This is a genomic window from Streptomyces sp. NPDC052020, from assembly GCF_040680575.1.
Lineage (GTDB): Bacteria > Actinomycetota > Actinomycetes > Streptomycetales > Streptomycetaceae > Streptomyces.
Window position 1 is genome coordinate 64,096 of the sequence record NZ_JBFAWY010000027.1, and the last position, 23,131, is coordinate 87,226.

At 73.8% G+C, this 23,131-nt stretch carries 25 protein-coding genes and 1 pseudogene; 11 read left to right on the plus strand and 15 right to left on the minus strand.

What is annotated here, in order from left to right:
• Positions 1-150 precede the first annotated feature (150 nt).
• The gene (locus tag AB0L74_RS25110) at positions 151-918 is read right to left on the minus strand and encodes an SDR family oxidoreductase (protein ID WP_365656540.1); all 768 of its coding nucleotides are present in this window, start codon (positions 916-918) and stop codon (positions 151-153) included.
• A 20-nt stretch (positions 919-938) separates the two neighbouring features.
• On the minus strand, positions 939-1,700 hold the full coding sequence (gene fabG, locus AB0L74_RS25115; protein ID WP_365656542.1) for a 3-oxoacyl-ACP reductase FabG: 762 nt from the start codon (positions 1,698-1,700) through the stop codon (positions 939-941).
• Positions 1,701-1,994: 294 nt separating this feature from the next.
• Between fabG and AB0L74_RS25120 the strand changes: the two genes are divergently transcribed.
• On the plus strand, positions 1,995-2,513 hold the full coding sequence (locus tag AB0L74_RS25120) for an excalibur calcium-binding protein (RefSeq protein WP_365656544.1): 519 nt from the start codon (positions 1,995-1,997) through the stop codon (positions 2,511-2,513).
• Positions 2,514-2,610: 97 nt separating this feature from the next.
• Here the strand turns inward: AB0L74_RS25120 and AB0L74_RS25125 are convergent, their stop codons facing one another.
• The 5 genes from AB0L74_RS25125 to AB0L74_RS25145 all read right to left on the minus strand — a co-directional run bounded on the left by AB0L74_RS25125 (position 2,611) and on the right by AB0L74_RS25145 (position 6,489).
• Positions 2,611-2,994 (minus strand): DUF3037 domain-containing protein, encoded by a 384-nt coding sequence (locus AB0L74_RS25125; protein ID WP_365656546.1) that lies wholly within the window; start codon positions 2,992-2,994, stop codon positions 2,611-2,613.
• Positions 2,991-3,746, minus strand: a complete 756-nt coding sequence (locus AB0L74_RS25130) for a HipA family kinase (RefSeq protein WP_365656548.1) — start codon at positions 3,744-3,746, stop codon at positions 2,991-2,993. Before AB0L74_RS25130 ends, AB0L74_RS25125 begins: the two co-directional genes overlap by 4 nt.
• Before the next feature lie 447 nt (positions 3,747-4,193).
• Positions 4,194-4,523 carry a hypothetical protein gene (locus AB0L74_RS25135; protein ID WP_365656550.1) on the minus strand — a complete coding sequence of 110 codons (330 nt, stop codon included), beginning with the start codon at positions 4,521-4,523 and terminating at the stop codon, positions 4,194-4,196.
• Positions 4,524-4,617: 94 nt separating this feature from the next.
• Complete coding sequence (locus AB0L74_RS25140) at positions 4,618-5,250, minus strand: hypothetical protein (RefSeq protein ID WP_365656552.1); 633 nt, start codon at positions 5,248-5,250, stop codon at positions 4,618-4,620.
• A 330-nt stretch (positions 5,251-5,580) separates the two neighbouring features.
• On the minus strand, positions 5,581-6,489 hold the full coding sequence (locus AB0L74_RS25145; protein ID WP_365656554.1) for a LysR family transcriptional regulator: 909 nt from the start codon (positions 6,487-6,489) through the stop codon (positions 5,581-5,583).
• Between the two features lie 74 nt (positions 6,490-6,563).
• Here AB0L74_RS25145 and AB0L74_RS25150 point away from each other — a divergent pair, with 74 nt between their 5' ends.
• Positions 6,564-7,601: a DMT family transporter gene (locus tag AB0L74_RS25150; protein ID WP_365656556.1), complete on the plus strand. Its 1,038-nt coding sequence runs from the start codon at positions 6,564-6,566 to the stop codon at positions 7,599-7,601.
• Between the two features lie 55 nt (positions 7,602-7,656).
• Here AB0L74_RS25150 and AB0L74_RS25155 read toward each other — a convergent pair whose 3' ends face one another.
• Positions 7,657-8,988 (minus strand): aminotransferase class I/II-fold pyridoxal phosphate-dependent enzyme, encoded by a 1,332-nt coding sequence (locus AB0L74_RS25155; RefSeq protein ID WP_365656558.1) that lies wholly within the window; start codon positions 8,986-8,988, stop codon positions 7,657-7,659.
• Positions 8,989-9,023: 35 nt separating this feature from the next.
• Here AB0L74_RS25155 and AB0L74_RS25160 point away from each other — a divergent pair, with 35 nt between their 5' ends.
• Together AB0L74_RS25160 and AB0L74_RS25165 are read left to right on the plus strand one after the other, a co-directional pair.
• Positions 9,024-9,710: a pyridoxamine 5'-phosphate oxidase family protein gene (locus tag AB0L74_RS25160; protein ID WP_365656560.1), complete on the plus strand. Its 687-nt coding sequence runs from the start codon at positions 9,024-9,026 to the stop codon at positions 9,708-9,710.
• A 40-nt stretch (positions 9,711-9,750) separates the two neighbouring features.
• Positions 9,751-9,936 (plus strand): hypothetical protein, encoded by a 186-nt coding sequence (locus AB0L74_RS25165; protein ID WP_365656562.1) that lies wholly within the window; start codon positions 9,751-9,753, stop codon positions 9,934-9,936.
• A gap of 52 nt (positions 9,937-9,988) precedes the next feature.
• Here the strand turns inward: AB0L74_RS25165 and AB0L74_RS25170 are convergent, their stop codons facing one another.
• The 4 genes from AB0L74_RS25170 to AB0L74_RS25185 all read right to left on the minus strand — a co-directional run bounded on the left by AB0L74_RS25170 (position 9,989) and on the right by AB0L74_RS25185 (position 13,926).
• Complete coding sequence (locus tag AB0L74_RS25170) at positions 9,989-10,945, minus strand: EamA family transporter (RefSeq protein ID WP_365656564.1); 957 nt, start codon at positions 10,943-10,945, stop codon at positions 9,989-9,991.
• A gap of 499 nt (positions 10,946-11,444) precedes the next feature.
• Positions 11,445-12,449 carry an EamA family transporter gene (locus tag AB0L74_RS25175; protein WP_365656567.1) on the minus strand — a complete coding sequence of 335 codons (1,005 nt, stop codon included), beginning with the start codon at positions 12,447-12,449 and terminating at the stop codon, positions 11,445-11,447.
• Between the two features lie 84 nt (positions 12,450-12,533).
• Entirely contained in the window at positions 12,534-13,073 is a 540-nt protein-coding gene (locus tag AB0L74_RS25180; RefSeq protein WP_365656569.1) for a Clp protease N-terminal domain-containing protein, read from the minus strand.
• Positions 13,074-13,293: 220 nt separating this feature from the next.
• Positions 13,294-13,926 (minus strand): PadR family transcriptional regulator, encoded by a 633-nt coding sequence (locus AB0L74_RS25185; protein ID WP_365656573.1) that lies wholly within the window; start codon positions 13,924-13,926, stop codon positions 13,294-13,296.
• 207 nt (positions 13,927-14,133) lie between these two features.
• On the opposite strand from AB0L74_RS25185, the gene AB0L74_RS25190 reads away from it, so the two are divergent.
• Positions 14,134-14,568 carry a VOC family protein gene (locus AB0L74_RS25190; protein WP_365656576.1) on the plus strand — a complete coding sequence of 145 codons (435 nt, stop codon included), beginning with the start codon at positions 14,134-14,136 and terminating at the stop codon, positions 14,566-14,568.
• Positions 14,569-14,676: 108 nt separating this feature from the next.
• Here the strand turns inward: AB0L74_RS25190 and AB0L74_RS25195 are convergent.
• Positions 14,677-15,285 (minus strand): annotated as a pseudogene (locus tag AB0L74_RS25195) (DinB family protein); the annotation flags it as partial.
• Positions 15,286-15,415: 130 nt separating this feature from the next.
• Between AB0L74_RS25195 and AB0L74_RS25200 the strand changes: the two are divergent.
• Complete coding sequence (locus AB0L74_RS25200) at positions 15,416-16,225, plus strand: PhzF family phenazine biosynthesis protein (protein WP_365656579.1); 810 nt, start codon at positions 15,416-15,418, stop codon at positions 16,223-16,225.
• A 188-nt stretch (positions 16,226-16,413) separates the two neighbouring features.
• Here the strand turns inward: AB0L74_RS25200 and AB0L74_RS25205 are convergent, their stop codons facing one another.
• Together AB0L74_RS25205 and AB0L74_RS25210 are read right to left on the minus strand one after the other, a co-directional pair.
• Positions 16,414-17,193 carry a type II CAAX endopeptidase family protein gene (locus tag AB0L74_RS25205; RefSeq protein WP_365656582.1) on the minus strand — a complete coding sequence of 260 codons (780 nt, stop codon included), beginning with the start codon at positions 17,191-17,193 and terminating at the stop codon, positions 16,414-16,416.
• A gap of 97 nt (positions 17,194-17,290) precedes the next feature.
• Positions 17,291-18,808, minus strand: a complete 1,518-nt coding sequence (locus AB0L74_RS25210) for a glutamate--cysteine ligase (protein WP_365656585.1) — start codon at positions 18,806-18,808, stop codon at positions 17,291-17,293.
• A 576-nt stretch (positions 18,809-19,384) separates the two neighbouring features.
• Here AB0L74_RS25210 and AB0L74_RS25215 point away from each other — a divergent pair.
• The 5 genes from AB0L74_RS25215 (at position 19,385) to AB0L74_RS25235 (ending at position 23,054) form a co-directional block, all read left to right on the plus strand.
• Complete coding sequence (locus AB0L74_RS25215) at positions 19,385-19,969, plus strand: hypothetical protein (protein WP_365656588.1); 585 nt, start codon at positions 19,385-19,387, stop codon at positions 19,967-19,969.
• A gap of 539 nt (positions 19,970-20,508) precedes the next feature.
• Positions 20,509-20,715 (plus strand): DUF5999 family protein, encoded by a 207-nt coding sequence (locus tag AB0L74_RS25220; protein ID WP_365656591.1) that lies wholly within the window; start codon positions 20,509-20,511, stop codon positions 20,713-20,715.
• 83 nt (positions 20,716-20,798) lie between these two features.
• Entirely contained in the window at positions 20,799-21,197 is a 399-nt protein-coding gene (locus AB0L74_RS25225) for a helix-turn-helix transcriptional regulator (protein ID WP_365656594.1), read from the plus strand.
• Positions 21,198-21,402: 205 nt separating this feature from the next.
• Positions 21,403-22,206 carry a molybdate ABC transporter substrate-binding protein gene (gene modA, locus AB0L74_RS25230; RefSeq protein WP_365656597.1) on the plus strand — a complete coding sequence of 268 codons (804 nt, stop codon included), beginning with the start codon at positions 21,403-21,405 and terminating at the stop codon, positions 22,204-22,206.
• Positions 22,207-22,283: 77 nt separating this feature from the next.
• Positions 22,284-23,054, plus strand: coding sequence for an ABC transporter permease (locus AB0L74_RS25235; RefSeq protein WP_365656637.1), 771 nt, complete (start codon positions 22,284-22,286; stop codon positions 23,052-23,054).
• The last annotated feature ends 77 nt before the right edge of the window (positions 23,055-23,131 follow it).

Below are 23,131 nucleotides of genomic sequence, written 5' to 3' on the forward strand. Positions count from 1 at the left end.
GCCCGGTCCGGGGGCGCGAGCAGGGTGCGGGCCGGGGAGCGGACCGGGGACACGGGCCGGCCGGGCGCCGTCGCTCGGCGCGGGGCACCGGCGCGGGGCCTCACGCCGAGCGGAGGCGGCCCCGCCGTGCGTCCCGCGCCGTGCGTCCCGTCAGGCCACGCCGGCGTTGAGGAAGATGCCGCCGTCGACGACGAGCGTCTGGCCGGTGATCCAGTCCGACTGCGCCGAGGTGAGGAAGGCGGCGGCCCCGCCGATGTCGGAGGGCACCCCGAGCCGGCCCAGCGGGTAGGCCGCGGCGGCCTCCGCCTCGCGGCCCTCGTACAGCGCGGCCGCGAACTTGGTCTTCACCACGGCCGGGGCGATGGCGTTGACCCGCACCCCGGGCGCGAACTCGTGTGCCAGCTGCGTGGTCAGGTTGATCATCGCGGCCTTGCTGATGCCGTAGGCGCCGATGAAGGGCGAGGCCGACAGGCCCGCGACGGAGGCGATGTTGACGATCGCGCCGCCGTTGTCCTTCTGCCAGGCGTGCCAGGTGCGCTGGGCGAAGCCGAGCGCCGAGACCACGTTGGTCTCGAAGACCTTGCGGGCCACGTTCAGGTCGAGGTCGGCGATCGGCCCGAACACCGGGTTGGTGCCGGCGTTGTTGACCAGGTAGTCGACCCGGCCGAACGCCTCCATCGTGCGCTCGACGGCGGCGGCCTGGTGGGCCTCGTCGTGCGCCTTGCCCGCGACGCCGATGACCCGGTCGGCGCCGAGCTTGTCGACGGCCTCCTTCAGGGCGTCCTCGTTGCGGCCGGTGATGCACACGCGGTCGCCGCGCGCGACGAGCGCCTCGGCGACGCCGTAACCGATGCCGCGGCTGGCGCCCGTGACGAGCGCGACGTTGCCCGAGAGCTCGGGCAGTTCTGCGGAGTTCATGTCCCTGTCCCTGGCCGTTCCTAGTCGAGCGGTCCGCCGGCGACGTACAGCACCTGGCCGGAGACGAAACCGGCCGCCTCGCCCGTGAAGAAGGCGATGGCGTTGGCGATGTCGTCGGGCTCGCCGACGCGCTGCACCGGGATCTGGGTGGCGGCGGCGGCCTTGAAGTCCTCGAAGCCCATGCCGACGCGGTCGGCGGTGGCCTTGGTCATCTCGGTGGCGATGAAGCCGGGGGCGACGGCGTTGGCGGTGATGCCGAACTTGCCGAGCTCCTTGGCGAGGGTCTTGGTGAAGCCTTGCAGGCCGGCCTTGGCGGCCGAGTAGTTGACCTGGCCGCGGTTGCCGAGCGCCGAGGACGAGGAGAGGTTGACGATCCGGCCGAAGTGCGCGTCGACCATGTGCTTCTGGCAGGCCCGGGACATCAGGAAGGCGCCGCGCAGATGCACGTTCATGACGGTGTCCCAGTCGGAGACGCTCATCTTGAACAGCAGGTTGTCGCGCAGCACGCCCGCGTTGTTGACGAGGATCGTCGGCGCGCCCAGCTCCTCGGCGATCCGGGCGACGGCCGCCTCGACCCGCGCCTCGTCGGAGACGTCGCAGCCGACCGCGATCGCCTTGCCGCCCGCCGCGGTGATCTTCTCGACCGTGTCCTTGCAGGCGGCCTCGTCGAGGTCGAGTACGGCGACGGCACGGCCCTCGGCGGCCAGTCGTACGGCCGTGGCGGCGCCGATGCCGCGCGCGGCACCGGTGACGACGGCGACCCGCTGCTCAGTGGTGGACATTGCTGCTTCTCCTCGCCCTTGGGATGCGGCTCCTGCGGCCCGCCCTCTGGTGAGCGACCGCTTAGTACCTTCAGCAGACGTGACGCTAGAAGCCCCGGCACGCGGTGTCAACGGGACACCGGACGGGTGTGATCCATTACCTGTGCGTCCGCTGCCGCGTCCACCGCGCCGCGCCACCCGAACGGCCCAGCGCTCCGCGCCGTCGCGCCATCCGGCCCCTAGCGTCGAAGCCGCGAGCCACCCATGGCCGGAATGGCCGAATGGTCCGGAGAAGGACCGGAGAAGGAGGCGTCCATGCGTCCGAGTACCACCCTCGCGGGCCTGCTGATCGCGGTGACGGCGGCGGGCCTGCCGGCCGGCACCGCGTACGCCCAGGACCTGGACTGCGGGCACTTCACCTACCAGGAAGAGGCGCAGGCGGTGTTCGACAGCGACCGGAGCGACCCCCACCGGCTCGACGAGGACCAGGGCCCGTACGACGGCATAGCCTGCGAGGTGCTGCCGCACCGCGGCACCGGTGCCACCGTCTCCGCCACGAGCCGTCCCCCGCGCCCGACGGCGCCCACCATGGCCCCCACGACCAAGGCACCGAGCCCCACGGCGCCCTCCGTGACACCCACGCCGGCGCCCACGACCGCGCCGCCGCGTCCGGCGGTGTCCGCCACCCCGCCCGCCACGCGCGGCGTCCAGGGCGGGCTCGGCGGCGCGTCGACCGCCGGGCCCACCGGCTGGGACGTCGGGATCGGCCTGACGTTCGTCACGGGCGCCGCGCTCGCGACCGGCTGGATCCTGAGGCGGCAACGCCGGACCTGACACCCGGCGTGCGCGGTCGGCTCCGAACCCCGGGACCGGGGCCGGGAGCAAACCCGGGACCGGACCGGGGGCCGGGCGCCGAGCCGCCGGGCGGCGCCTACCGCACGAGCAGGTCGAGCAGCCGGTCCGCCTCCGCCGCCGGATCGGCCGTGAGGCCGGTGTGCACCGGGCCGGGCTGGACGATCGTGGAGCGGGGGGCGATGAGCCAGCGGAAGCGGCGGCCGGCGTCGTCGCGGGCGGCCTGTCCCGCCGCCTCGCCGCCCGCGCACACGTTCTCGGCGGCGCGCAGCGCGGCGCGGACGCCGGGCACGTCCGCGCCCGGGTCGAGCGCCAGCAGCCTGGCCTCGTCGAGGTGGGTGCGGGCGGCGACGAACGCCGTGGCCCGGCAGTACACCAGCACCCCGGCGTTGATGCACTCGCCGCGCTCGACGCGCGGCACGACGCGCAGCAGCGCGTACTCGAAGACGTGCCGGCCGGTCACCGGACCCCCTGGACGCGTTCGTGGATGACGGCGGCGCGGGCCAGCAGCGGGCGCGCGTACGCCCGCCGCAGGTCGTCCGGTGTGGCGAAGCCGGGTTCGTCCGCCAGCCAGGCGTCCGGGATCTCGGCGGTGACCTCGGCGAGGAGTTCCTCGGTGACCTTGGGGGCGAGTTCGGCGGCGGCCTCGGCGACATCCGGCGCGAAGGGCCGCAGGGCGTGGTCGGCGGCGTCGTAGGGGCGGGCGGCGGAGGTGTCGGCGGACGGCCAGTTGTGCTGCCAGATCATGGTGGCGCCGTGGTCGATGAGCCACAGCTCGCCCTGCCAGCGCAGCAGGTTGGGGTTGCGCCAGGAACGGTCGACGTTGTTCACCAGCGCGTCGAACCAGACGATCCGCCCGGCCTCCCGGGGGCTCACCCCGAAGGCGAGCGGGTCGAAGCCGAGGGCGCCGGAGAGGAAGTCCATGCCGAGGTTGGTACCGCCGCTGGACTTGAGCAGTTCCTGGACCTGCTCGTCGGGTTCGCCGAGGCCCAGCACCGGATCGAGGCCGAGCGCCACCAGCCGCGGCACCCGGAACCCCAGCCGGCGCGCGAGTTCGCCGCACACGACCTCCGCGACCAGCGTCTTGCGCCCCTGCCCCGCGCCGGTGAACTTCATGACGTACGTCCCGAGGTCGTCGGCCTCGACGAGTCCCGGCAGCGAGCCGCCCTCACGCAGGGGCGTGATGTAGCGGGTAACCGTCAGCTCTTTGAGCATTTTCCCAGGCAATCCATATCTTCAGCCTTGCAATCCACGACCAACCTCAGGGGGCTCAGTCATCACAGGAACCGCCCGTCGACGGCCCCGGGACGAACCCGGGGAGTGACGACCGGCATGCGGACCTCCCTGCCTCCCCGGCGGCCCGTCCACGGCCTTTTCGCCCTCGCTTCCGGCCTCCGGCACGAAGGGAGCATAGTAACCGAGGGTGATCACCGGCGAAGAGCGCCCCAGCCGCCCGTCACTCAGCAGCTCGCGGTAGGCCGCGAGACACGGCCTGCGCGGGGCAACCGATCCACCACCGCCGAGCGGCACTGCTCACGCTCTTGAGCGCCGGCCGTTCCCTTCCGTCCGGGAACATCCGCCCGGTGTGCCGGCGTGGAGGAGTGACGAGTGAGACGGCCGTCGTCCCGGCCTACCGCGAGGGAAGTGCTGGTGCGGCCGACGTCACGGAGCGCCGGGTCTCGGCGTGGACGGCGTGGCGGTTTCGCCGGACGAGGGGCCTTCGCGGCGGGTCACCCGGCGCCGCCGCAGCTCCTCCAGCCATTGCCGTACCTGTTCGTCGTCGTGCAGGTACGGCTCCCCGGGCCCTGGTCGCAGATCGATTCCGTACAGGAGCCCCAGCGCCCACCAGGACAGTTCGTCCCAGGCGAGGGTGGAGTCGACAACCCAGCGTTCGGCCCACCGGTCAGCGGCATCCCGGCTCACGCGCCCCTCGACCACGGCGGCCAAGCACGCTTCCATGTCGTCCAGGTCTGGCCGGCGGTCACCGCTCATGGACTTCACCGTATCCCGGACAGGGCCGACGTGGCCTGGTGCGGCATCGCGAGACGTGAGCACGCCCCCGTGGTCGTGTCGGTCCGGTCGGGGGTCACGCCGGTTCCAGCGACACGGCCGGCAGTGTCCCGCTCACGATGGCATCCCTCGGCAACGAGAGCCCGAAGAACTCCCCGACCACACCCAGCGCGGCGCGGTGGACCTCCCTTTGGTTCCGCTCCGGGTCGGGGAGGCCGGCGGCCGTGAGCCGTTCCCGCAGCCGAGTGGCTGTGGCGGGGTCGCCTTCGACCTTTTCGTGGCCCCATGACCGGTCCAAGTGCAGGTTGAAGGCGGCCAGCAGCCGGCCGTCGTGGAAACAGGCGAACCGGGGCGGCACCGGCTTGCCGTTCTCCTCCTCGTACTCCAGGAGGCAGACCTGCGCGCCGTCGCGCGAGACCGGCGTCAACGGTCCGAATGCGCCCTGCCAGCCGCCGTACGCGACCGCGTATGCCCACGCTCCCTCGGAGCCGAGGCGCAGCCCGATGTCGTAATCGTCGTCCATGAGCTCCAGGAGCGTGGTTCCCGTGTGGTCCCCCACCGGCACGACGATGTGCTCCGCGTCGTACAGCAGGGTCGCCGCGAGGCGCTCGGCGAGTCCCCGTGGGGAAAGCCCGCGGGCGAGTACCACGTGGTAGCCCCCGAAAGCGATGGACTGCCGGTCGGCGAGCCAGGTCGTTCCGTCTGTCATGACCATCATCTTGACCGCTGCCTCTGACAGCGCGGGCGGCGAGCCCGTCGCATCCGCTCCCTTCCCGCGCCGACGACGCCCTGGAGGGTGGAGCCGCGACCGCCGGCGCCGGTGGAGACGGTGCCGGGCCGGGCCCTCGCACCGGCGTCGGCGGCCAGACACCCGCCGGCCGCGTCACCACCCTGTCCGGAGACCCTGGCGGCCGGCGACCCGGTCCAGCGCCTCCTCGCCCTCGGGGAGCGCTTCACGCAACTGGTACCTGGACTGCGGTGCGCGCCGTCCGCGGGGCACCGGCCCGCACCGCGCAGCGGTCCCGTCCGCCGCCGGGCCTCACCCGGCCCCCACCCCCTCCCCCGCCGCCCGCAGCGCCCGCACCGCCGCCCGGATCGAGGGCCGGCGGTCGGCGTCCGCGCGCCACACGACGTACACATGCCGGCGCACCCGCTGCCTCAGCGGGACGGTGACGACGCCCTCCGGCAGCGGATGACGGCCGAGCAGCGGCGCGACGCACACCCCGAGTCCCGCGGCGACCAGCGCCAGCTGGGTGTGGGTCTCGGCGGCGCGGTGGCCGATGATCGGCTCGATGCCCTTGGAGCGCAGGGTGAAGACCAGCCACTCGTGGCAGAACTCGCCCTCGCCCCAGGTGATCCACTCGTCCTCGGCGAACTCCGCGAGGTCCGCCTCGCCGCGGCCGGCGAGCCGGTGGCCGGCCGGCAGGGCGACGTCGGCGGGGTCGTCCAGGACCGGCGCCTTGACCAGGCCGTCGGGGACCGGCAGCGGCTTGTTGTACCAGTCCAGGACCACGGCCAGGTCGAGGTCGCCGCGGACCACGCCGGCGATGCCGCGCTCCGGTTCCAGTTCGCAGGAGCGGAGGCGCAGCGCGGGGTGCGCGGCCCGCAGCGCGGACAGGGCGGCGGGCAGCAGTCCGCGCGCGGCGGTCGGGAACGCCGAAAGCCGCAGCTCGCCCACGACCTGGCCGCGGTGCGCCTCCAGGTCGGACTGGGCGAGGGCGACCTGCGACAGGATGCGCGCCGCGTGCTCGGCGAGCAGCCGTCCCGCGTCCGTCAGCCGTACGCCGCGGCCGTTCTTGGCCAGGAGCTGCTGGCCGACCTCGCGTTCGAGCTTGGACATCTGCTGGGAGACGGCCGACGTCGTGATGTGCAGCGCCTCGGCGGCGCCGCTGACCGATCCATGGCGGGCGAGGGCGTCGAGGGTGCGCAGGCGCTCCAGGTTCAACATGTAAGCGATGCTACGAGATATCGCTCGCGAATTCTCGATTGTGCTACGAGAATCCGTGCCCCATCGTGGCCCGCATGAGCAGTGAGATCACCGTCCCGCGCGCCCGCCCCCGCCCCTGCGCCCGCCCCGCTCTCGACTGGCGGCTGCGTTTCGCGGCCCTCTGTCTGGTCTGGGGCTTCAGCTTCCTGCTGATCAAGGTGGGCACGCGGGCGTACGCCCCGTTCCAGGTCACGCTCGGCCGGCTGGTGTTCGGTACGGCGGTGCTCGCGGCGGCGATGGCGGTGCGGCGGGAGCGGCTGCCGCGCGGCGCCCGGACGTGGGCCCATCTCGCGGTCGCCGGGTTCCTGCTCAACGCGCTGCCGTTCTCCCTGTTCGCCTACGCGGAACTGACGATCCCGTCGACGCTGGCGGGCATCTGCAACGCGACCTCTCCCCTGTGGGGCATGGTGCTGTCCTGCGTCGCGCTGTCCGAGGACCGGCCCACCCGGCTGCGGGTGGCGGGGCTCGGCATCGGCTTTCTGGGGGTGCTGACCGTGCTCGGCGTCTGGCACGGCTTCGACGGCCTGGACGCCACCGGCACGGCCCTGGCCCTGCTGGCCTCCCTCAGCTATCCCATCGGCTGGATCTACGTCCGCCGCACCCTGGCCGGCTCCGGCCACTCGAACCTGTCCCTGACGGGCGCGCAACTGCTGCTCGCCACCGTCCAGCTCGCCGTGGTGACGCCGCTGTTCACCACGGTGCCGGCCCGGTTCCCGGCCGTCCCGCTGCTGGCGGTGGCGGCGCTGGGCGCGCTCGGTACCGGGCTCGCCGTGCTGATCCAGTACGGACTGGTCGCCGAGGTCGGTCCGACGACCGCCCAGATGGTCACCTATTTCATCCCGGTCATCGCCACGGCCGCGGGCGTCGCCCTGCTCGGCGAGTCCCTGACGTGGTCGACACCGGTGGGCGCGCTGATCGTCCTGGCGGGCGCGGCGCTGACGCGGGCCCGGCCCCGCGGCGGCACGGGCCGGGCACCGGGCTCGCGGATCCTGATGCGCGGGAGCGGGCCGGCCGGTACCGGCGAGGCGCGCGCCGGACAGCGGGAGGAGGAGGCGCGTGCCACGGGCGCCTAGCGACGGCGGGGCCGCCCGGCTCAAAAAAAAAGGAGGCCTGCCCGCCCTCACCCGCTCAGACGTGGCCCCGTCCCGCCCCGGCCCCCAGCGCGGAGGCCACGGCGTCCGCCAGCGGCCCCGCCTCCCGGGCGCCCAGCGTCGAGACGGTGATCCGGATGCCGGGCGGGGCGTGCATCCGGAAGCGGGCGCCGGGGGCGACGGCCCAGCCGGCGTGCAGCAGCCGGGCGACGGCACCGGTCTCGTCCGGCACGGGGATCCAGACGTTCATGCCGCTGCGGCCGTGCGCCGTGACCCCGCGTTCCGCGAGCGCGCCGATCAGCGCGTCGCGACGCCGTCCGTACGCCGCCGCCACCGCCCGCGCGTCCACGGCGCCCTCGGCCCACAGCCGCGCGACGGCGCGCTGGGTGACCCGGCTGACCCAGCCGGGGCCCAGCCGCTGCCGTCCGCGGACCCGGTCGAGCGTAACGGCGTCCCCGGTGAGCACGGCGAGCCGCAGATCGGGGCCGTACGCCTTGGCGGCCGAGCGGACGAAGGCCCAGCTGCGGGTCGCGCCGGCGAGGGGATGCAGGGGCAGGTCGACGATCCGGTGACCATGGTCGTCCTCGATGAGCAGCGTCTCCGGATGCTCGCGGAGCAGGGAGCGCAGCACGCGCGCGCGTGAGGCGCTCACCGCCGCGCCCGTCGGGTTCTGCGCCCGGTCGGTGACGATGAGGGCGCGCGCCCCGCCGGCCAGGGCCCGGCGCACGTCGCCGGCGAGCGGCCCGTCGTCGTCGACACCGACCGGGACCGTGCGCAGCCCGAGCGCCGGGACGAGGTCGAGCAGGCTGCCCCACCCCGGGTCCTCGACCGCGACCGGGTCCCCCGGTTTCAGGTGGGCCGCCAGCACCCGCTCCATCGCGTCCAGCGAACTGGACGTGACGGCCACGGGCCCGCCGGGCACCCCGTCGGCGTCCAGCTCGGCCCGTGCGAGGCGCTCCAGCTCCGGCTCGACCGGCGCGTCCCCGTACAGGACCGGTTCCCGGTCGCCCCGCTCGGCCGCCGCGGCGAAGGCCGGCGCCAGCGGGGGCAGCAGCGCCGGATCGGGGTTGCCGGCGGACACGTCCCGCGTCCCCTCCGGCACCTCCACGCGGATGAACTCGCGCCCGGTGGTGGCCGGGGTGGACCGCACCCGGCTGCCGCGCCGCCCGGCGGTCTCGATCACCCCGCGCTCGCGCAGGGTGCGGTAGGCGGCGGCGACGGTGTTGGGGTTCACACCGAGCCGCTCGGCCAGTTCCCGCATGGGCGGCAGCGGTTGGCCCGGCTCCAGCTCCCCGCACGCGACCGCCCGCTCGACGCTCGCGGAAATCTCGGCAGCGCGCCGCCCGGTGATCCGATATTCTCCTAGCACAAAACCAATTATGCACTAGTGCAATGGAGACCGCCATGCAGGGGACGCAGCAGACGCCGTCCGGCGCCGCCACCGCCTACGCCCGCACCGACCGCACCGTCCCCACCCGCTCCGCGGACCGCGCCTCGTACGACAAGGACCTGGTGCACGCGATCCTCGACGAGGGCTACGTCTGCCACCTCGGCTTCGTCCGCGACGGCGCCCCGGTGGTGCTGCCGACGCTGTACGGCCGGGTCGGCGAGCGGCTCTACGTGCACGGCTCGACGGGGTCGCGCCCGCTGCGCATGGCCGGGCAGAACGACCCGGGACTGCCGGTGTGCCTGACGGTCACCCACGTCGACGCGCTGGTGCTGGCCCGCTCCGGCTTCCACCACTCGATCAACTACCGCTCGGTCGTGGTGCACGGCACCGCTCACGACGTGACGGACCCCGAGGAGAAGCTGCGGGCCCTGGACGCCCTCGTCGACCACGTCGTACCGGGCCGCTCGCGCGACTCCCGGCCGGCCAACAGGAAGGAACTGGCCGCCACCGCCGTCCTCAGCCTGGATTTGAACGAGGTCTCCGCCAAGGCCCGCACCGGCGGCGTCAACGACGACCCGGAGGACTACGCCCTGCCGCACTGGGCCGGTGTCGTCCCGCTGCGCAAGGGCTACGAGTCCCCGGTCCCGGACCCGCGGCTGGCGCCCGGCACCGAGCTGCCCGGCTATCTGGCGGACCTGTGAGGCTGATCCGCCCCTGGGACGCGCCCCGCGAGGACACGGCGTGGCGGCGGCGGCTGTCGGTCCACGACTCCCGCGGCTGGAAGTGACCGGCGTCCGGGCCGCGTTCACGTACGCGGGCCAGCGGACCGAGGAGGTCCAGGACCGGATCGCGGCCGAACCCGCGCGGCGGGGCGGCCCGGGCGACGCGGCGGCGCGCGCCCACCTGCCGCACCGCCGCGAAGCCTGACCGAAGGGCCCTTCCACCGGAGGGGCCCTTCACCGCCGGCGCGGCCGCAGGGTCACCCGGCGGCCGCCCGCGCCGCCCGTGCCTCCCCCACCGCGAGCCCCGCGACCGAGCCGAGCAGCAGCAGGGTGCCGGCCAGGGTCGCCGCCGTGAGGCGCTCGCCGAGCAGGAGCACCGCGAGGGCCGCCGCGGCGACCGGCTCCAGCAACATGATCACGGACACGGTGGCCGACCGTACGACGGCGGCGCCCGCGAAGTACAGGCCGTAGGCGAGGGCCGTGGGGATAGCCGCGACATAGGCCAGCAGCCACAGCAGCCGGACGGGCTGAACGGTGTGCGGCACCAGCCCCTCGGCCAGCGCGAAGGGCAGCAGGCACAGGCTGGTGACGGCGAACGCCCCGGCGGACGCGCTCGCGCCGTCCGTCCCGCCGTCCCGGCCCCACCGCCGGGTCAGCAGCGTCATCACCGAGTAACCGGCCGCGGACAGCAGCGCCCAGATCACGCCCCAGGGGCGCACGGAGGCGTCACTGCCCCCGAGGACGAGCACGGCGAGCCCCGTCAGCGCCCCGGCGACGGCGGCGGTCCCGCCCCGGCCGAGACGCTCCGCGAGGGTCAGCCGCGCGCCGATCGCGATGAACACCGGGCCGGCGCCCAGGGTGACGACGGTCGCCACGGCGAGCCCGGTGGACCGCACCGCGGCGAAGTACGCGGTCTGGAACACCGCGAGGCCCAGCCCGGTGGCCGTGGCCCGCAGCAGACGCCCGCCGAGCGGCGCGGATCCGGCGGACCCGGCGGACCCCCCGGCCCGGGCGCGCGGGCGCAGCAGCGGGCGGGCGGCGAGCAGCAGCACCAGCCCGCAGGCGCAGCGCCAGAAGGAGAGGGCGACGGGCCCCATGTCACTGGCCCGGTAGACCAGCGAGGCGGCGGCGCCCGCGGTGCCCCAGGCGGCACCGGCGATGATCAGGTAGAGGAGGCCACGCCCGACGGGCAGGCCGGAGACGGCATTCGACACGAGTTCTCTCCGCAGACGCGCACAGGGCGCGGACGTTCGGAAAGGACCCCGGGCGCACATCGGGCCGCGCGGGGTCCACGGACCACGTCTGCGGGCAGCACGGTCCGGCCCGGCGGCCTGCCGGGCTGCTTCCAGGGGCCGCCCGCCTCAGGCGGCCGGGGGCGGAAGAACGCGTGCGTCCGAATGCATGATCGGCACCTTAGGCCGCGGGGCACCGGATTTCCACAGCGGCCACCGGACCGGCCAGAGCCCGGCCACCCCACCGGCCGTGGTCTGGCCACGGACCGGACACGGGCACCAGTCAGGGACCGGCCACCGAACCGGCCACCCACCGAAGCCACGGTCCGGCCGCCGAACCAGTCACGGACCGGCACCCGGCCACCCACCGGCCACCCACCGGGTCCACCGCCGGTTCACCGACCCGCCCCCGGGCAGGGCGGCAGGCACGGTCCGGCCGAAGGGCGCCGCCACCGGCCAGGGCCGCGCCGGCCGCTCCGCCTCAGGCGGCCGTACCCCGGGTGGACAGTTCCCGTTCCGGGCCGCCGCTCGCCACCGGGTCCGCGCCGCCCTTCGCGGGTGCCGACGCCTGCGCGATGAAGGCGCCCAGCAGGACCACCGCGCCGCCGAAGAGCTGCGGCGCCGAGAGGTGCTCGCCGAGCAGCACCCAGGCCAGGACGGTGGCGATGACCGCTTCCAGGCACGCCACGACACCGGCGACCTGCGGCGAGAGCCGGCGCACGGAGAGCACGCCGGTGACGTACGCGGCGACCGTGGCGACGAGCACGATCCAGGCCAGCAGCACGACGGCGGCGACGGGGGTGCCGTTCATGGAGGCGGTGCCCGCGAGCACGGACCAGTCCATGCCCCAGGGACGGGCGACGACGGTGAGCACCACGGCGCCGACCAGCAGGCCGTACGCGATGACGCCGAGCGGGTCGGGCGCCTCGTCGCCGGCGTCGCTGCCCTGGTCGGACAGGACGAAGTAACCGACCTGGCAGCAGGCGGCGCCGAGGGCCAGCAGCAGGCCGAGGGCGTCGAAGCTCAGCCCCGACCAGACCTGGACGACGCAGGCGAGCCCGCCGACCGCCAGGACCACGCCGAGCGCGGCGGCGCGGGTTACCGGCCGCCGCTGCACGAACCGGACCCAGCCCAGCACCAGGGCGGGCGCCAGGTACTCCACGAGCAGGGCGACGCCGACGGGGACGCGGGAGATCGCGGCGAAGTAGCAGGCCTGGACGCCGGCGACGGCGAGCAGCCCGAAACCGGCCAGCAGCCCCGGGCGGCGCCGCAGCAGCGCGCGGTGCCGCACGGCGAGCGGCAGCATCACCAGGGCCGCGCCCGCCACGCGCAGCCACACCACATGGAGGGGGTCCAGACCCGCCTCGATCAACGGCTTGGCCGCTACACCGGAGCCCCCGAAGGCGACCGCGGACACGAGCGCGAGACCGAGCCCGACGCCCTTGCCGTGGCTGCCGCGACTGCTGTCAGACGTATGCACCGGCACATGATGACAGGCAATGACATGAGCGTCACCCCTCATGACACCTGTCTCACGCGCTGGACGTGCCGGGCCGCGCCCGGCACTCCGTCACGGGTGGGGCCCGGCATGCTCCCCGGCGCGTGCGAACACCGCCCGGGGATCGATCCCGGCGCGGTCCAGCACCTCGACGGCGCGGGCCTGGGGATCGACGACGATCGCCGCGAGCAGGTCGACGCCGCGGGCCCCGGCACCGCCCCGGCGGGCCGCGCGTTCGCCCGCGTACTCCATGGCCGCGGCGGCCAGCGGCGAGAAGCCCGCGGCCTCGGTCACGACGGGGACGGCGCCCGAGTCCTCGACGCCGCTCTGCCAGCGCAGGCCATAGCCGATGCTGCGCTGCACGAGGTAGCCGAGCAGGCGGGCGAGGTGCGGTCCCTCGCCGAGCACGGCCCGCGCCTCGGGGTCGTATTCGAGGAGCGAGTGCAGCAGATGCGCCGTGTCGACGTGCCGGTCCCCGTCCCGCACCGCACGGCGGCGCGCGGCGGAGACCACCGATGCCAGCTCGGCGCCGGCCCGGACACCGTGACCGCCGCCGTCCGGGCGCCGGCCGTCTTGCTCACCGGCCGACTGCCGGGGGATACGGGAGTGCACATCTCCCAGCTCATCAGCCGCTAACGGCCAGGTCATCCCCAAGGGGAAGCATTTCCACGTCCCACGCGGAGTGGACATCACGGGCCGGTATCTCCTCCTCAGGGATGAGATCAAGCCCCGGCCGCGAGCCGAGCAGGAGCGGGCCCGGCGACTCGCACCTGGCTCCCCGCGGATCGCTCCACGGGGCGCCGCGCCGGATCTCCGCCCGGCACCGGGCCGTTCAGTCCTCGTCGGCCAGGATCAGGTACAGCTTCTTGCGGGCTTCGCCGATGACGGCGAGCGCCTTTTCGCGCTGCTCCTTGCTGCCCGTCTTCCACACCTGCCCGAAGGCTTCCATCAGCCCGAAACCGGCCTGCCGGATGTCGTTGAGGGCCTCCCAGTCGACCCCGCGCGTGGCCTCCTCCCAAGGCGCCTCGCGACCTTCGCCGGCGGCGGCGCGGCCCGCCTCGGTGAGGGAGAACAGCTTCTTGCCGCCCTCGCTCGCGCTGACGATCAGCCCCTCGTCCTCCAGCAGCTGGAGAGTGGGGTAGACCGAGCCGGGGCTGGGCTTCCAGGCCCCGCCGCTGCGCTCGGCGATCTCCTGGATCATCTCGTAGCCGTGCATCGGCCGGTCCTTCAGCAGGGCCAGGATCGACGCCCGTACGTCACCGCGACGGGCGCGGCCCCTGGGACCGCCACGCCCGCGCCCGCCCCAGGGCCCGGGGCCGAAGCCCGGCCCGAAGCCACCGGGGCCGCCGGGCCCGCCGGGCCCGAACGGGCCGAAGGCCGCCCGCAGCCCCTCGAAACCGCCTCGGCCGTGCCCGAACGGGCCGCCGTGTCCACCGTGTCCGCGCTCGTATCCGTGGGTACGCATCGCTCTCACTCCATTCCATCATTGATCTGTCGCGATGCTTCAACGATATATCGTTACTCTCCTTGCGACAACCCCCGGCCGATGACGCGCCCCTGCCCGCCCGTCCAACCGGTCTCCCGCGAACTTTCCCCGGCAGCAAGGCAGATGACCCGTTTCCCGATGGCACCCCAGGTCTCGGTGGACAGCGCGCGCCACTATGGTGGAGCGATGGCGTCGATCAAGCAGTTCCAAGTCACTTTCGACTGCGCGGACCCTGAGCGCGTCGCTCGTTTCTGGTGCGAGGTGCTGGGGTACGTCGTACCGCCGCCGCCGGAGGGGTTCGCCAGCTGGGCCGATTTCGATCGCTCGCTGCCGCCCGAGCGACAGGGTTCGGCGTTCGCCTGCGTCGATCCCTCAGGCGTGGGCCCGCGACTGTTCTTCCAGCGCGTTCCCGAAGGCAAGGTCGTCAAGAACCGGGTGCACCTTGACGTGCGGGTCGGCACCGGGCTCGTGGGTGAGGAGCGGCTCGCCGCGCTCGAGGCCGAATGCGCGCGACTGGTCGCGCTCGGGGCGGTACGCGTGCGGCTGCTGCGCGCCGATGGCGTGAACGAGTCGTGCATCGTGATGCAGGACGTCGAGGGCAACGAGTTCTGTCTCGACTGAACGAGTTCCGTCTCGGCTGAGGGACGCGAACGGTGCGGCGCACCGGCTCCGGCCCCGGCCCGCATGCGGGCCGGTCCGCCGTCTCACCCCATCCGGTCCGGTGTCACGCGCCCCCCGGTCCGCGTCCCGGGCCGCACGCTCCAGCCGGCCGCGGTGGCTCTCCCGCCACGCGGAGTCGCCCGCGGCCGGCCCGTCGTCGCCCTGGTGCACCCCGACGGCGCCGTCGATCAGTTCCCGGACGATGCCGGCGTGCCCGGCGTGCCCGGCGTGCCCGGCGTGCCGGTGCGCGTCGGCGAGTACGCGCACGACGGCTTGTTGCAGCGTCACCTCCTTCCGGCCGTCCGGCCACCACGGCACCGTGCCGACCGTGTCCAGCGCCGGCGCGTCGATCGTCGCGTCCGCACGCGCCCATGCCCGCCGGTACAGCGCCACGGCGGACGCGCGTGTCTCCCCGGCGGTGGCCCACATGTCCGCGTGGGGTTCGGTGCCGTCCTCCAGCCAGGGCAGCGGTTCACCGGACGGCCGTCCGAAGACGTCGCCCAAGTACCCCAGTTCGATGGCGGCCACATGCTCGACCAGGCCCAGGAGGTCGGTGCCGGTCGGTGTCAGCGGGCGGCGGACGTCGTACTCGCCGAGCCCGTCCAGCTTCCACAGCAGGGCGTCGCGGGCGGACTGGAGACAGGAACGGAGGTCGCCCTTGGCATTCGATGCGATCATCGCGCCGGCCTGCCGCCCGCGCCCCCCGCCGTCACCACGCCAGGCGTCCGCCGGCCGCCGTCCGCCGACCGGTCCAGTCGACGCCGATTGGCCTTGGCGCGGGCCTTCGCGCAGCCTTTAGCGTCCTGCCATGCGCATTCGAATCGTCGACGCCTTCACCGACCGGCCCTTCGCCGGCAACCCCGCCGGAGTCCTGCTTCTCGACGTCTTCCCGGACGACGACTGGCTCCAGCAGGTCGCCCTGGAGGTCAACCACGCCGAGACCGCGTTCGCCCACCGCCTGCCCGAGGGCGGCGAGGCCGACTGGGCGCTGCGCTGGTTCACGCCCGCCACCGAGGTGGCGATGTGCGGCCACGCGACGCTCGCCACGGCCCACGTCCTGCACACCACCGGCGCCCATGAAGGCCCGGTGCGGTTCGCCACCCGCAGCGGCGTCCTCGTCGCCACACCGCGCGAGGACGGCTCGATCACGCTCGACTTCCCCACCGCGCCCCTGACACCGGTCCGGATCCCGCAGGGCGTCGCCGAAGCCCTGGGCACCGAGCCGCGCGCCGTCCTCGACACCGGCCCCAACCTCGGCGACCTGCTCGTCGAGGTCGCCGACGAGAAGACCGTGCACGGCCTCGCACCCGACCTCAAGGCCCTCGCGGCCTACTCGGAGCGGGGCATCATCGCCACCGCCCGGGCCGAGGACCCCGCCCTCGGATACGACTTCGTCTCCCGGTGCTTCTTCCCCAACGTGGGCATCGACGAGGACCCGGTCACCGGCAGCGCCCACACCGCCCTCGCCCCGTTCTGGTCCGAGCGCCTGGGCCGCCCCGGCCTCACCGGCCTCCAGGCCTCTCCCCGCTCCGGCCTCGTCCGCACCGAACTGCACGGCGACCGCACACTGCTGAGCGGGCACGCGGTGACGGTGATCGAGGGCGAGCTGCTCGCCTGAACACCCGGAAGGGCCTGAACAGCCGGAAGGGCCTGGGCAACGGAACCCCGGCACACAGAAGGGGGGCGTACGCGAAGCCCGTACGCCCCCCGGGGCCCGAGCCCCGGTTCCCGGCCCCGTACATCCCCCGGTGCTCTCCCGCAGCCCTCCGCTCCCGTCGGAACCCCCGCATTCCCTTCGCCCCAGGCTCACGCCGTCGGCAGCCAGCCCACCTTCCCCGCCAGCAGCGCGTAACCGACGAACGCCCCGATGTCGAGCAGGGAGTGCGCCACGACCAGGGGCCCCACCCGGCCCCAGCGGCGGTACAGGTACACGAAGACCACACCCATGGCGAGATTGCCGACGAAGCCGCCGATGCCCTGGTAGAGGTGGTACGACCCGCGCAGCACCGAACTGCCCGCCAGTGCCGCGCCCGGCGACCAGCCCAGCTGGTCCAGCCGCCGCAGCAGGTAACCGACGACGAGCACCTCCTCCAGGACGGCGTTCTGCACCGCCGACAGCACCAGCACCGGATACTTCCACCACACGTCGGGCAGCGCCTCGGGCACCACGGTGAGGTTGAAGCCCAGTCCCCGGGCGGCCAGGTAGAAGGCGATGCCGGTGCTGCCGATGACGGCCGCGATCACCGCCCCGCGGCCCAGGTCCGGCCACGGCCGGGCGCGGTCGAAACCCAGGGTGCGCAGGCTCGCCCCCTCACGGAGCAGGAAGTGGGCGGCGAGGGCGACCGGCACCAGCGCCGTGGCGATCCCGAACAGCTGCCAGGCGAGGTCCAGCCAGGGACGCCCCGGCGCGGCCGAGGCGTTGAGGGTCGCCGCCTGGTCCTTGAGCCCGCCCGGCCTGGTGACCGAGCCGATGAAGCTGATCAGGGCGGAGACGCCGCTCGCGCCGAGCGACAGGCCGAGCACGAGCAGGGTCTCGTCGCGCAGGGCCCGCCGTGTGAGCCGTTCGTGAGCAATAGTTCCGGCCACCGCCGCCCGCCTCCGCCCGCACACTGCCTTCAGGGCACACCGTCATGGGTGTCACAGCTTGCCCCATCCGTATCAGGCGGCCCCCGGCGGCCCTCGGTCAGCCCAGCGGCACCGGCTCCGGCAGGCCCACCGGCCACAGGTGGACCGGCTCCCCCTGGCGCATGAGCTCGTGGTACCGCCGGGTCGTGGCGGCCAGCGCGGCCTGGCGGGACAGACCCGTCTCCAGCGCCCGGTGGAAGGTGGCGGACTGCCAGGACGCCCCGTTCACCCGGCGCCGGCACCGCTCGTCGATCACGCCCAGGTACAGGTCCCGGTCGGCCGGCTCGATCCCCCAGGCGTCCAGCCCGGCCTCCGCCAGCGGGAGCAGTTCGTCGCGTACGAGGCTGACGGCGTCGACCTCCGTCGTGCCCCCGTAGCGGCCGCGACGGGGCCAGGTGAAGCGGGCGTCGATGCCGTGGCGGCAGGCCGCCTCGAAGTTGGCGGCGGCGGCCTCGAACGGCAGCCGGGTCCACACCGGCCGCGACTCCTCGGCGAGGGCGCGGACGACGCCGTAGTAGAAGGCCGCGTTGGCGATGACGTCGGTGACGGTGGGGCCGGCGGGCAGCACCCGGTTCTCCACGCGCAGGTGCGGCACGCCGTCGGCGATGTCGTAGACGGGCCGGTTCCAGCGGTAGACGGTGCCGTTGTGCAGGACCAGTTCGGCGAGCTTGGGGACGCCTCCCGCGTCCAGGACCTCCAGCGGGTCCTCGTCGTCGCAGATCGGCAGCAGCGCCGGGAAATAGCGCAGGTTCTCCTCGAAGAGGTCGTACGCCGAGGAGATCCACCGCTCCCCGAACCAGGTGCGGGGCCGCACGCCCTGCGCCTGGAGCTCGGGCGGGCGCGTGTCGGTGGCCTGCTGGAACAGCGGGGGCCGCGACTCGCGCCACAGCTCGCGGCCGAACAGGAAGGGCGCGTTGGCGCCGACGGCGATCTGCGCGGCCGCGACCGCCTGGGCGGCGTTCCACACACCGGCGAAACGGTCCGGCGTCACCTGGAGGTGCAGCTGCACGGAGGTGCACGCGGCCTCCGGGGCGATCGACCTCGAGGTGCACGTCAGGTGCTCGACACCGTCGATGTCGAGCCGGAAGTCCTCGCCGCGGGCGGCCACGATCTGGTCGTTGAGCAGGGTGTAGCGGTCGACCTCGGAGAGGTTGGACGAGACGAGGTCGTCGCGGTCGAGCGTCGGCAGAATGCCGATCATCACGATCCCCGCGGCGAGCTCGCCGGCCTTCCGGTCGGCATATGCCAAAGAGGTGCGGATTTCCTCGGACAACCGGTCGAATACCCGTCCCCCCAGCCGATGGGGAGCTATGTTGACCTCCAGGTTGAACATCGCGAGTTCGGTTTGGAAGTCGCGGCTCGCGATACGTTCGAGGACTTGCGCATTCAACATCTTGGGCATGCCGTCGGAGCCGACGAGATTCAATTCGATCTCCAGCCCCATCAAGTTCTTCGGACGATCGAACCGCTGCTCCGCCAGGAGTCGCTCCAGGCCCGTCAGGCACCGACGGAGCTTGCCCCGGTAGCGCTGGCGATCGGACAGGTCGAACTGACCCGCCACGACCTTCTCTCCCATCGAAGCATCCCTTCCTCGGAGTCGGCGCGCCGACGGCCGTGCGCCGTTGTCGCGGTCACGTGGGATGATGCCCCGCCGAAGCGATCGATAACGTCCCCGCGGCGCCCCGGCACCCGCTACGCTGGGCCGATGTGACCGGTGGCACATTCACCGGGCATGCCGCATGCCGCAGTTTCCGGGTCTCGGCAACTCGTGAAAAACGCCGACGACAATTGGCCGACCGCCCGCTGCGCATTTCCCGAGGTCACGGCCGCGCAGCTGGCCTGGAATCCGGATGATTCCCGCATACCGCCGACCGAATGTACCCTTGTTCTGCTTGCCGGGAACGGCTAGATGAAACACAGGCTGAACACATGTCGTATAAACTCCGCGACACGGCAGCAGGTTGGCGCCCACGGTCGAAGGATCCGGCCCCTCGGCGTGACGAGCGGCAGGCCTCGCCTCCCTCGCATTCTCAGAGTTCTCAGAACCCAGACCCGGCCCCTGCCTCTCTGCCCTCGTGAGCTGACAGCGTCGTCCGCCCCGCCCACGCACGCCCTCGCGCCATCGTGCCTTCGAAATGAGAGGCGACCCATCATGCCGCTGCATGTCCCCCCGGCTCCCGCGCCCGCACTTCGCTCCGTGCTCACCGCGCTCTCCTCTCCCACCGCGGTCCGCGAAGCCCGAACGCCCTCCCTGCTGGCCGCCCAGGGGCCCGCGACACCCGAGCTGCCGCTGCCGGTGCACGTACTGGACCGGATCTCCGCCGACGGCACCCTGGTGACCCGGCTGACCGGCTGGCGCTTCCTGATCCGCTGCGGCGATCACGCGGTGGCCGCGGCCGAGACGATGCTCACTCCCGACGGCTGGGCCTTCTCCCACTTCTTCGAGGGCCCCTACGTGGCCTCCACCGAGCGCGCCCTGCGGCAGGCCGAGACGGTGCCGCAGCCCTACCAGCCGCGGCTGCTGTCCGTTCCGGGCCGGTACATGCTGACCCTGTGGCTGCACGGCGACTGCGCCGCGGACGCCGCCAGCGGCCACCCGGCCGCCACCGACGTGCTGGTCCCGCTGGCGCCGGCGCCGCCCGGCATCGCGGCCCATCTGCCGGTACGGGTCGCCGACCTGCTCCCCGTGCTGACCCACCGGGAGCCGCCGACGCCGCTGCTCGGCTCGCCCGCCTGACTCCGGCCCGACCCGCTCCCGCCCGCGCGTCCCGGCGCCCCGTCCCGGCGCCGGGGCGAGCGGGCCCGCGCGTCTTCGTGCTCGGCGGCTTCCAGCCCCGCCCGGCTGGACCAGGGGCCGGTCGTCGAACTCCCGTCGTCCGCCCGAAGGACGGGTCTCGCGGCGTCAGGTGCGTGCTCTCGCCGTGCCGGGCCCTGACCCTCGTACTCGGACGTACGTGGGCCAGGGCCCGGTGCGGCGAGAGGGCGTGCGCGGCGCCGCGAGGCAGACGGGAGTTCGACGACCGGCCCATAGCCCCATCCGGCTAGCCCAAAACCACCCGGACGGGTGTCCCCCCGGGCCGAACCGTCCGGGCGGGTGACGCGTCCTGAACCTGTGAGTAACGCTGCTGCGAAATCCCTGCGGACGGACGCCCGTAGGGCAACACTGGGTTCGGACCGACCTACACAACGGGGGAGGCGGCCATGAACGACGCTTCACGCCGCGGGACAGACACGACAGCGATCCCGGACACCACGACAGAGCGAAAGATCCCTGCCATGTGCCAGCACCAGCCACCGTGCCCCTCAGCCGCCTCCGCCGACCGGGAGTCCGCCCGTCTCGTGGTGCACCACCCGGAGCAGGGATGGAGCCTGCTGTGCAACGGCGTCCTCCTCTTCGAGGACACCGGCGAGCTCCTGCCGGACGGCCGTGTCATCGCCCCCCACCGCCCGGTGGGGCCGGGCCAGGTGATGACGGCGGCCTGAGCCCCGCCGGGCGGCGCGACCGTGTGTGCCGGCCGCCCGACCCCGCAACCACCGCCGGCCGTCGGCCGCCTATCGTGACCGGCATGCAGTCCTACACGATCGGCCAGGCGGCACGGCTGCTCGGCGTCAGCCCCGACACCGCCCGGCGCTGGGCCGACGCGGGCCGGATCACCACCCACCGCGACGAGAGCGGGCGCCGGCTCGTCGACGGCCGCGACCTGGCCGCCTTCTCGGTGGAACTCGCGCGGTCCGGCGACGGGAAGGAGGACGTCGTCTCCCACACCTCGGTCCGCAACGCCTTCCCGGGGATCGTCACCGCGATCAAACTCGGCGACATCGCCGCGCAGGTGGAGATCCAGGCGGGCCCCCACCGGCTCGTCTCCCTGCTGACCCGGGAGGCGGTCGAGGAACTCGGCCTGGAGGTGGGCATGGAGGCCACCGCCCGTGTGAAGTCGACGAACGTCCACATCGACCGCGCCTGACCCCCGGCCAACCGCCCCGAGCCCCTTCCGTACGAACGCACATGCCAGCCACTCCCCCACCCTGCTCTGGCTCATGCGATACGACAGCAGACGCGCGCCTCGCAGATGCGGAATTATGATCGACGCATCGGCGGAGCACCGAAGGCGCGTGCCCCGGACCCGGCCCGTCGTGCCCCGCCCAGGAGGAGAGAGGGAGAGTGGCCCCGTGACGACCCGTTCCGCGCGCCGTGTCCGCCGCACCCTGCCCGCGGCCGGCGCAGGTGTCGCCGCGCTGCTGGCGCTGAGCGGCTGCTCCTCCGCCGGCTCCGGCGATCCGGGCTCCTCCTCGAAACCGTCCGGCACGATCACCGTCTTCGCCGCCGCCTCCCTCCAGGAGAGCTTCACCAAGCTCGGGAAGACGTTCGAGAAGGAGCACCCGGGCACCAAGGTGACCTTCAACTTCGGCGGCAGCGACACGCTCGCCGCGAGCATCGCCAGCGGCGCCCCCGCGGACGTGTTCGCCGCGGCCAGCACCGGGACCATGCGGACCGTCACCGACCAGGACGCCACGGCGGGCCGGCCCCGTACCTTCGTCCGCAACCGCCTGGAGATCGCCACCCTCGCCGGCAACCCCGACAAGATCGGCTCTCTCGGGGACCTCACCCGGCCGGGCCTGAAGGTGGTGCTGTGCGACAGGACGGTGCCGTGCGGCGCCGCCGCGCAGACCGCCCTGAAGACCGGCGGCCTCCGGCTCACCCCGGTGTCGTACGAGGAGGACGTCAAGAGCGCCCTGACCAAGGTCGTGCTGAAGGAGGCCGACGCCGCCGTCGTCTACCGCACGGATGTGAGGGCGGCCGGCGACAAGGTGGAGGGCGTGGACTTCCCCGAAGCGGCCGAAGCCGTCAACGACTATCCGATCGCCCTGCTCAGGGACGCGCCCAACCCCGACACGGCCGGGGCCTTCATCGACCTGGTGAAGTCGGCCGAGGGGCAGAAGGCGCTGACCGCCGCCGGGTTCCTCACCCCGTGACCGGGGCCGGCCGGCCGGAGCCCGGCACCGCCGAGCGGGGACCGGGCCCGCACCGGCCACGGGCCGGCGGCCGGCGGGTGCCCCTGCCCCTGCTGATCCCCGCGACGGCCGGGCTGGCGTTCCTCCTGCTGCCTCTGATCGCCCTGCTCGTACGAGCTCCCTGGCGCAGTCTCCCGGAGCAGCTGACCAGCGCGGAGGTGTGGCAGGCGCTGCGACTGTCCCTGGTCTGCGCCACCGCGGCGACCGCGCTGAGCCTGGTCATCGGCGTTCCCCTGGCCTGGCTGCTGGCCCGTACCGACTTCCCCGGCCGGGGCGTGGTCCGCGCCCTCGTGACGCTGCCGCTGGTGCTGCCCCCGGTGGTGGGCGGCGTGGCGCTGCTGCTCGCCTTCGGCCGCAACGGTGTCATCGGCCAGTGGCTGGACTCCTGGTTCGGGATCACGCTGCCGTTCACCACCACGGGCGTCGTGCTCGCGGAGACGTTCGTGGCGATGCCGTTCCTCGTCATCAGCGTCGAAGGCACGCTGCGGGCCGCCGACCCGCGCTACGAGGAGGCCGCCACGACGCTGGGCGCCTCCCGTTTCACCGCGTTCCGCCGGGTCACCCTGCCGCTGATCGCCCCGGGCATCGCGGCGGGCTCGGTCCTGGCCTGGGCCAGGGCGCTGGGCGAGTTCGGGGCGACGATCACCTTCGCCGGCAACTTCCCCGGCCGGACCCAGACCATGCCGCTCGCGGTCTACCTGGCCCTCCAGAACGACCCGGCGGCGGCGATCGCCCTGAGCCTGGTCCTGCTGGCCGTCTCCATCACGGTACTGGCCGGACTGCGGGACCGCTGGATGACGGCGTCCTGAACCGGCGGCGCCCCGCCGCACGACGACCCCTCCGAGGCGAGACGGAAGACGAAGATGCCGGTGAAGAAGACGGCGAC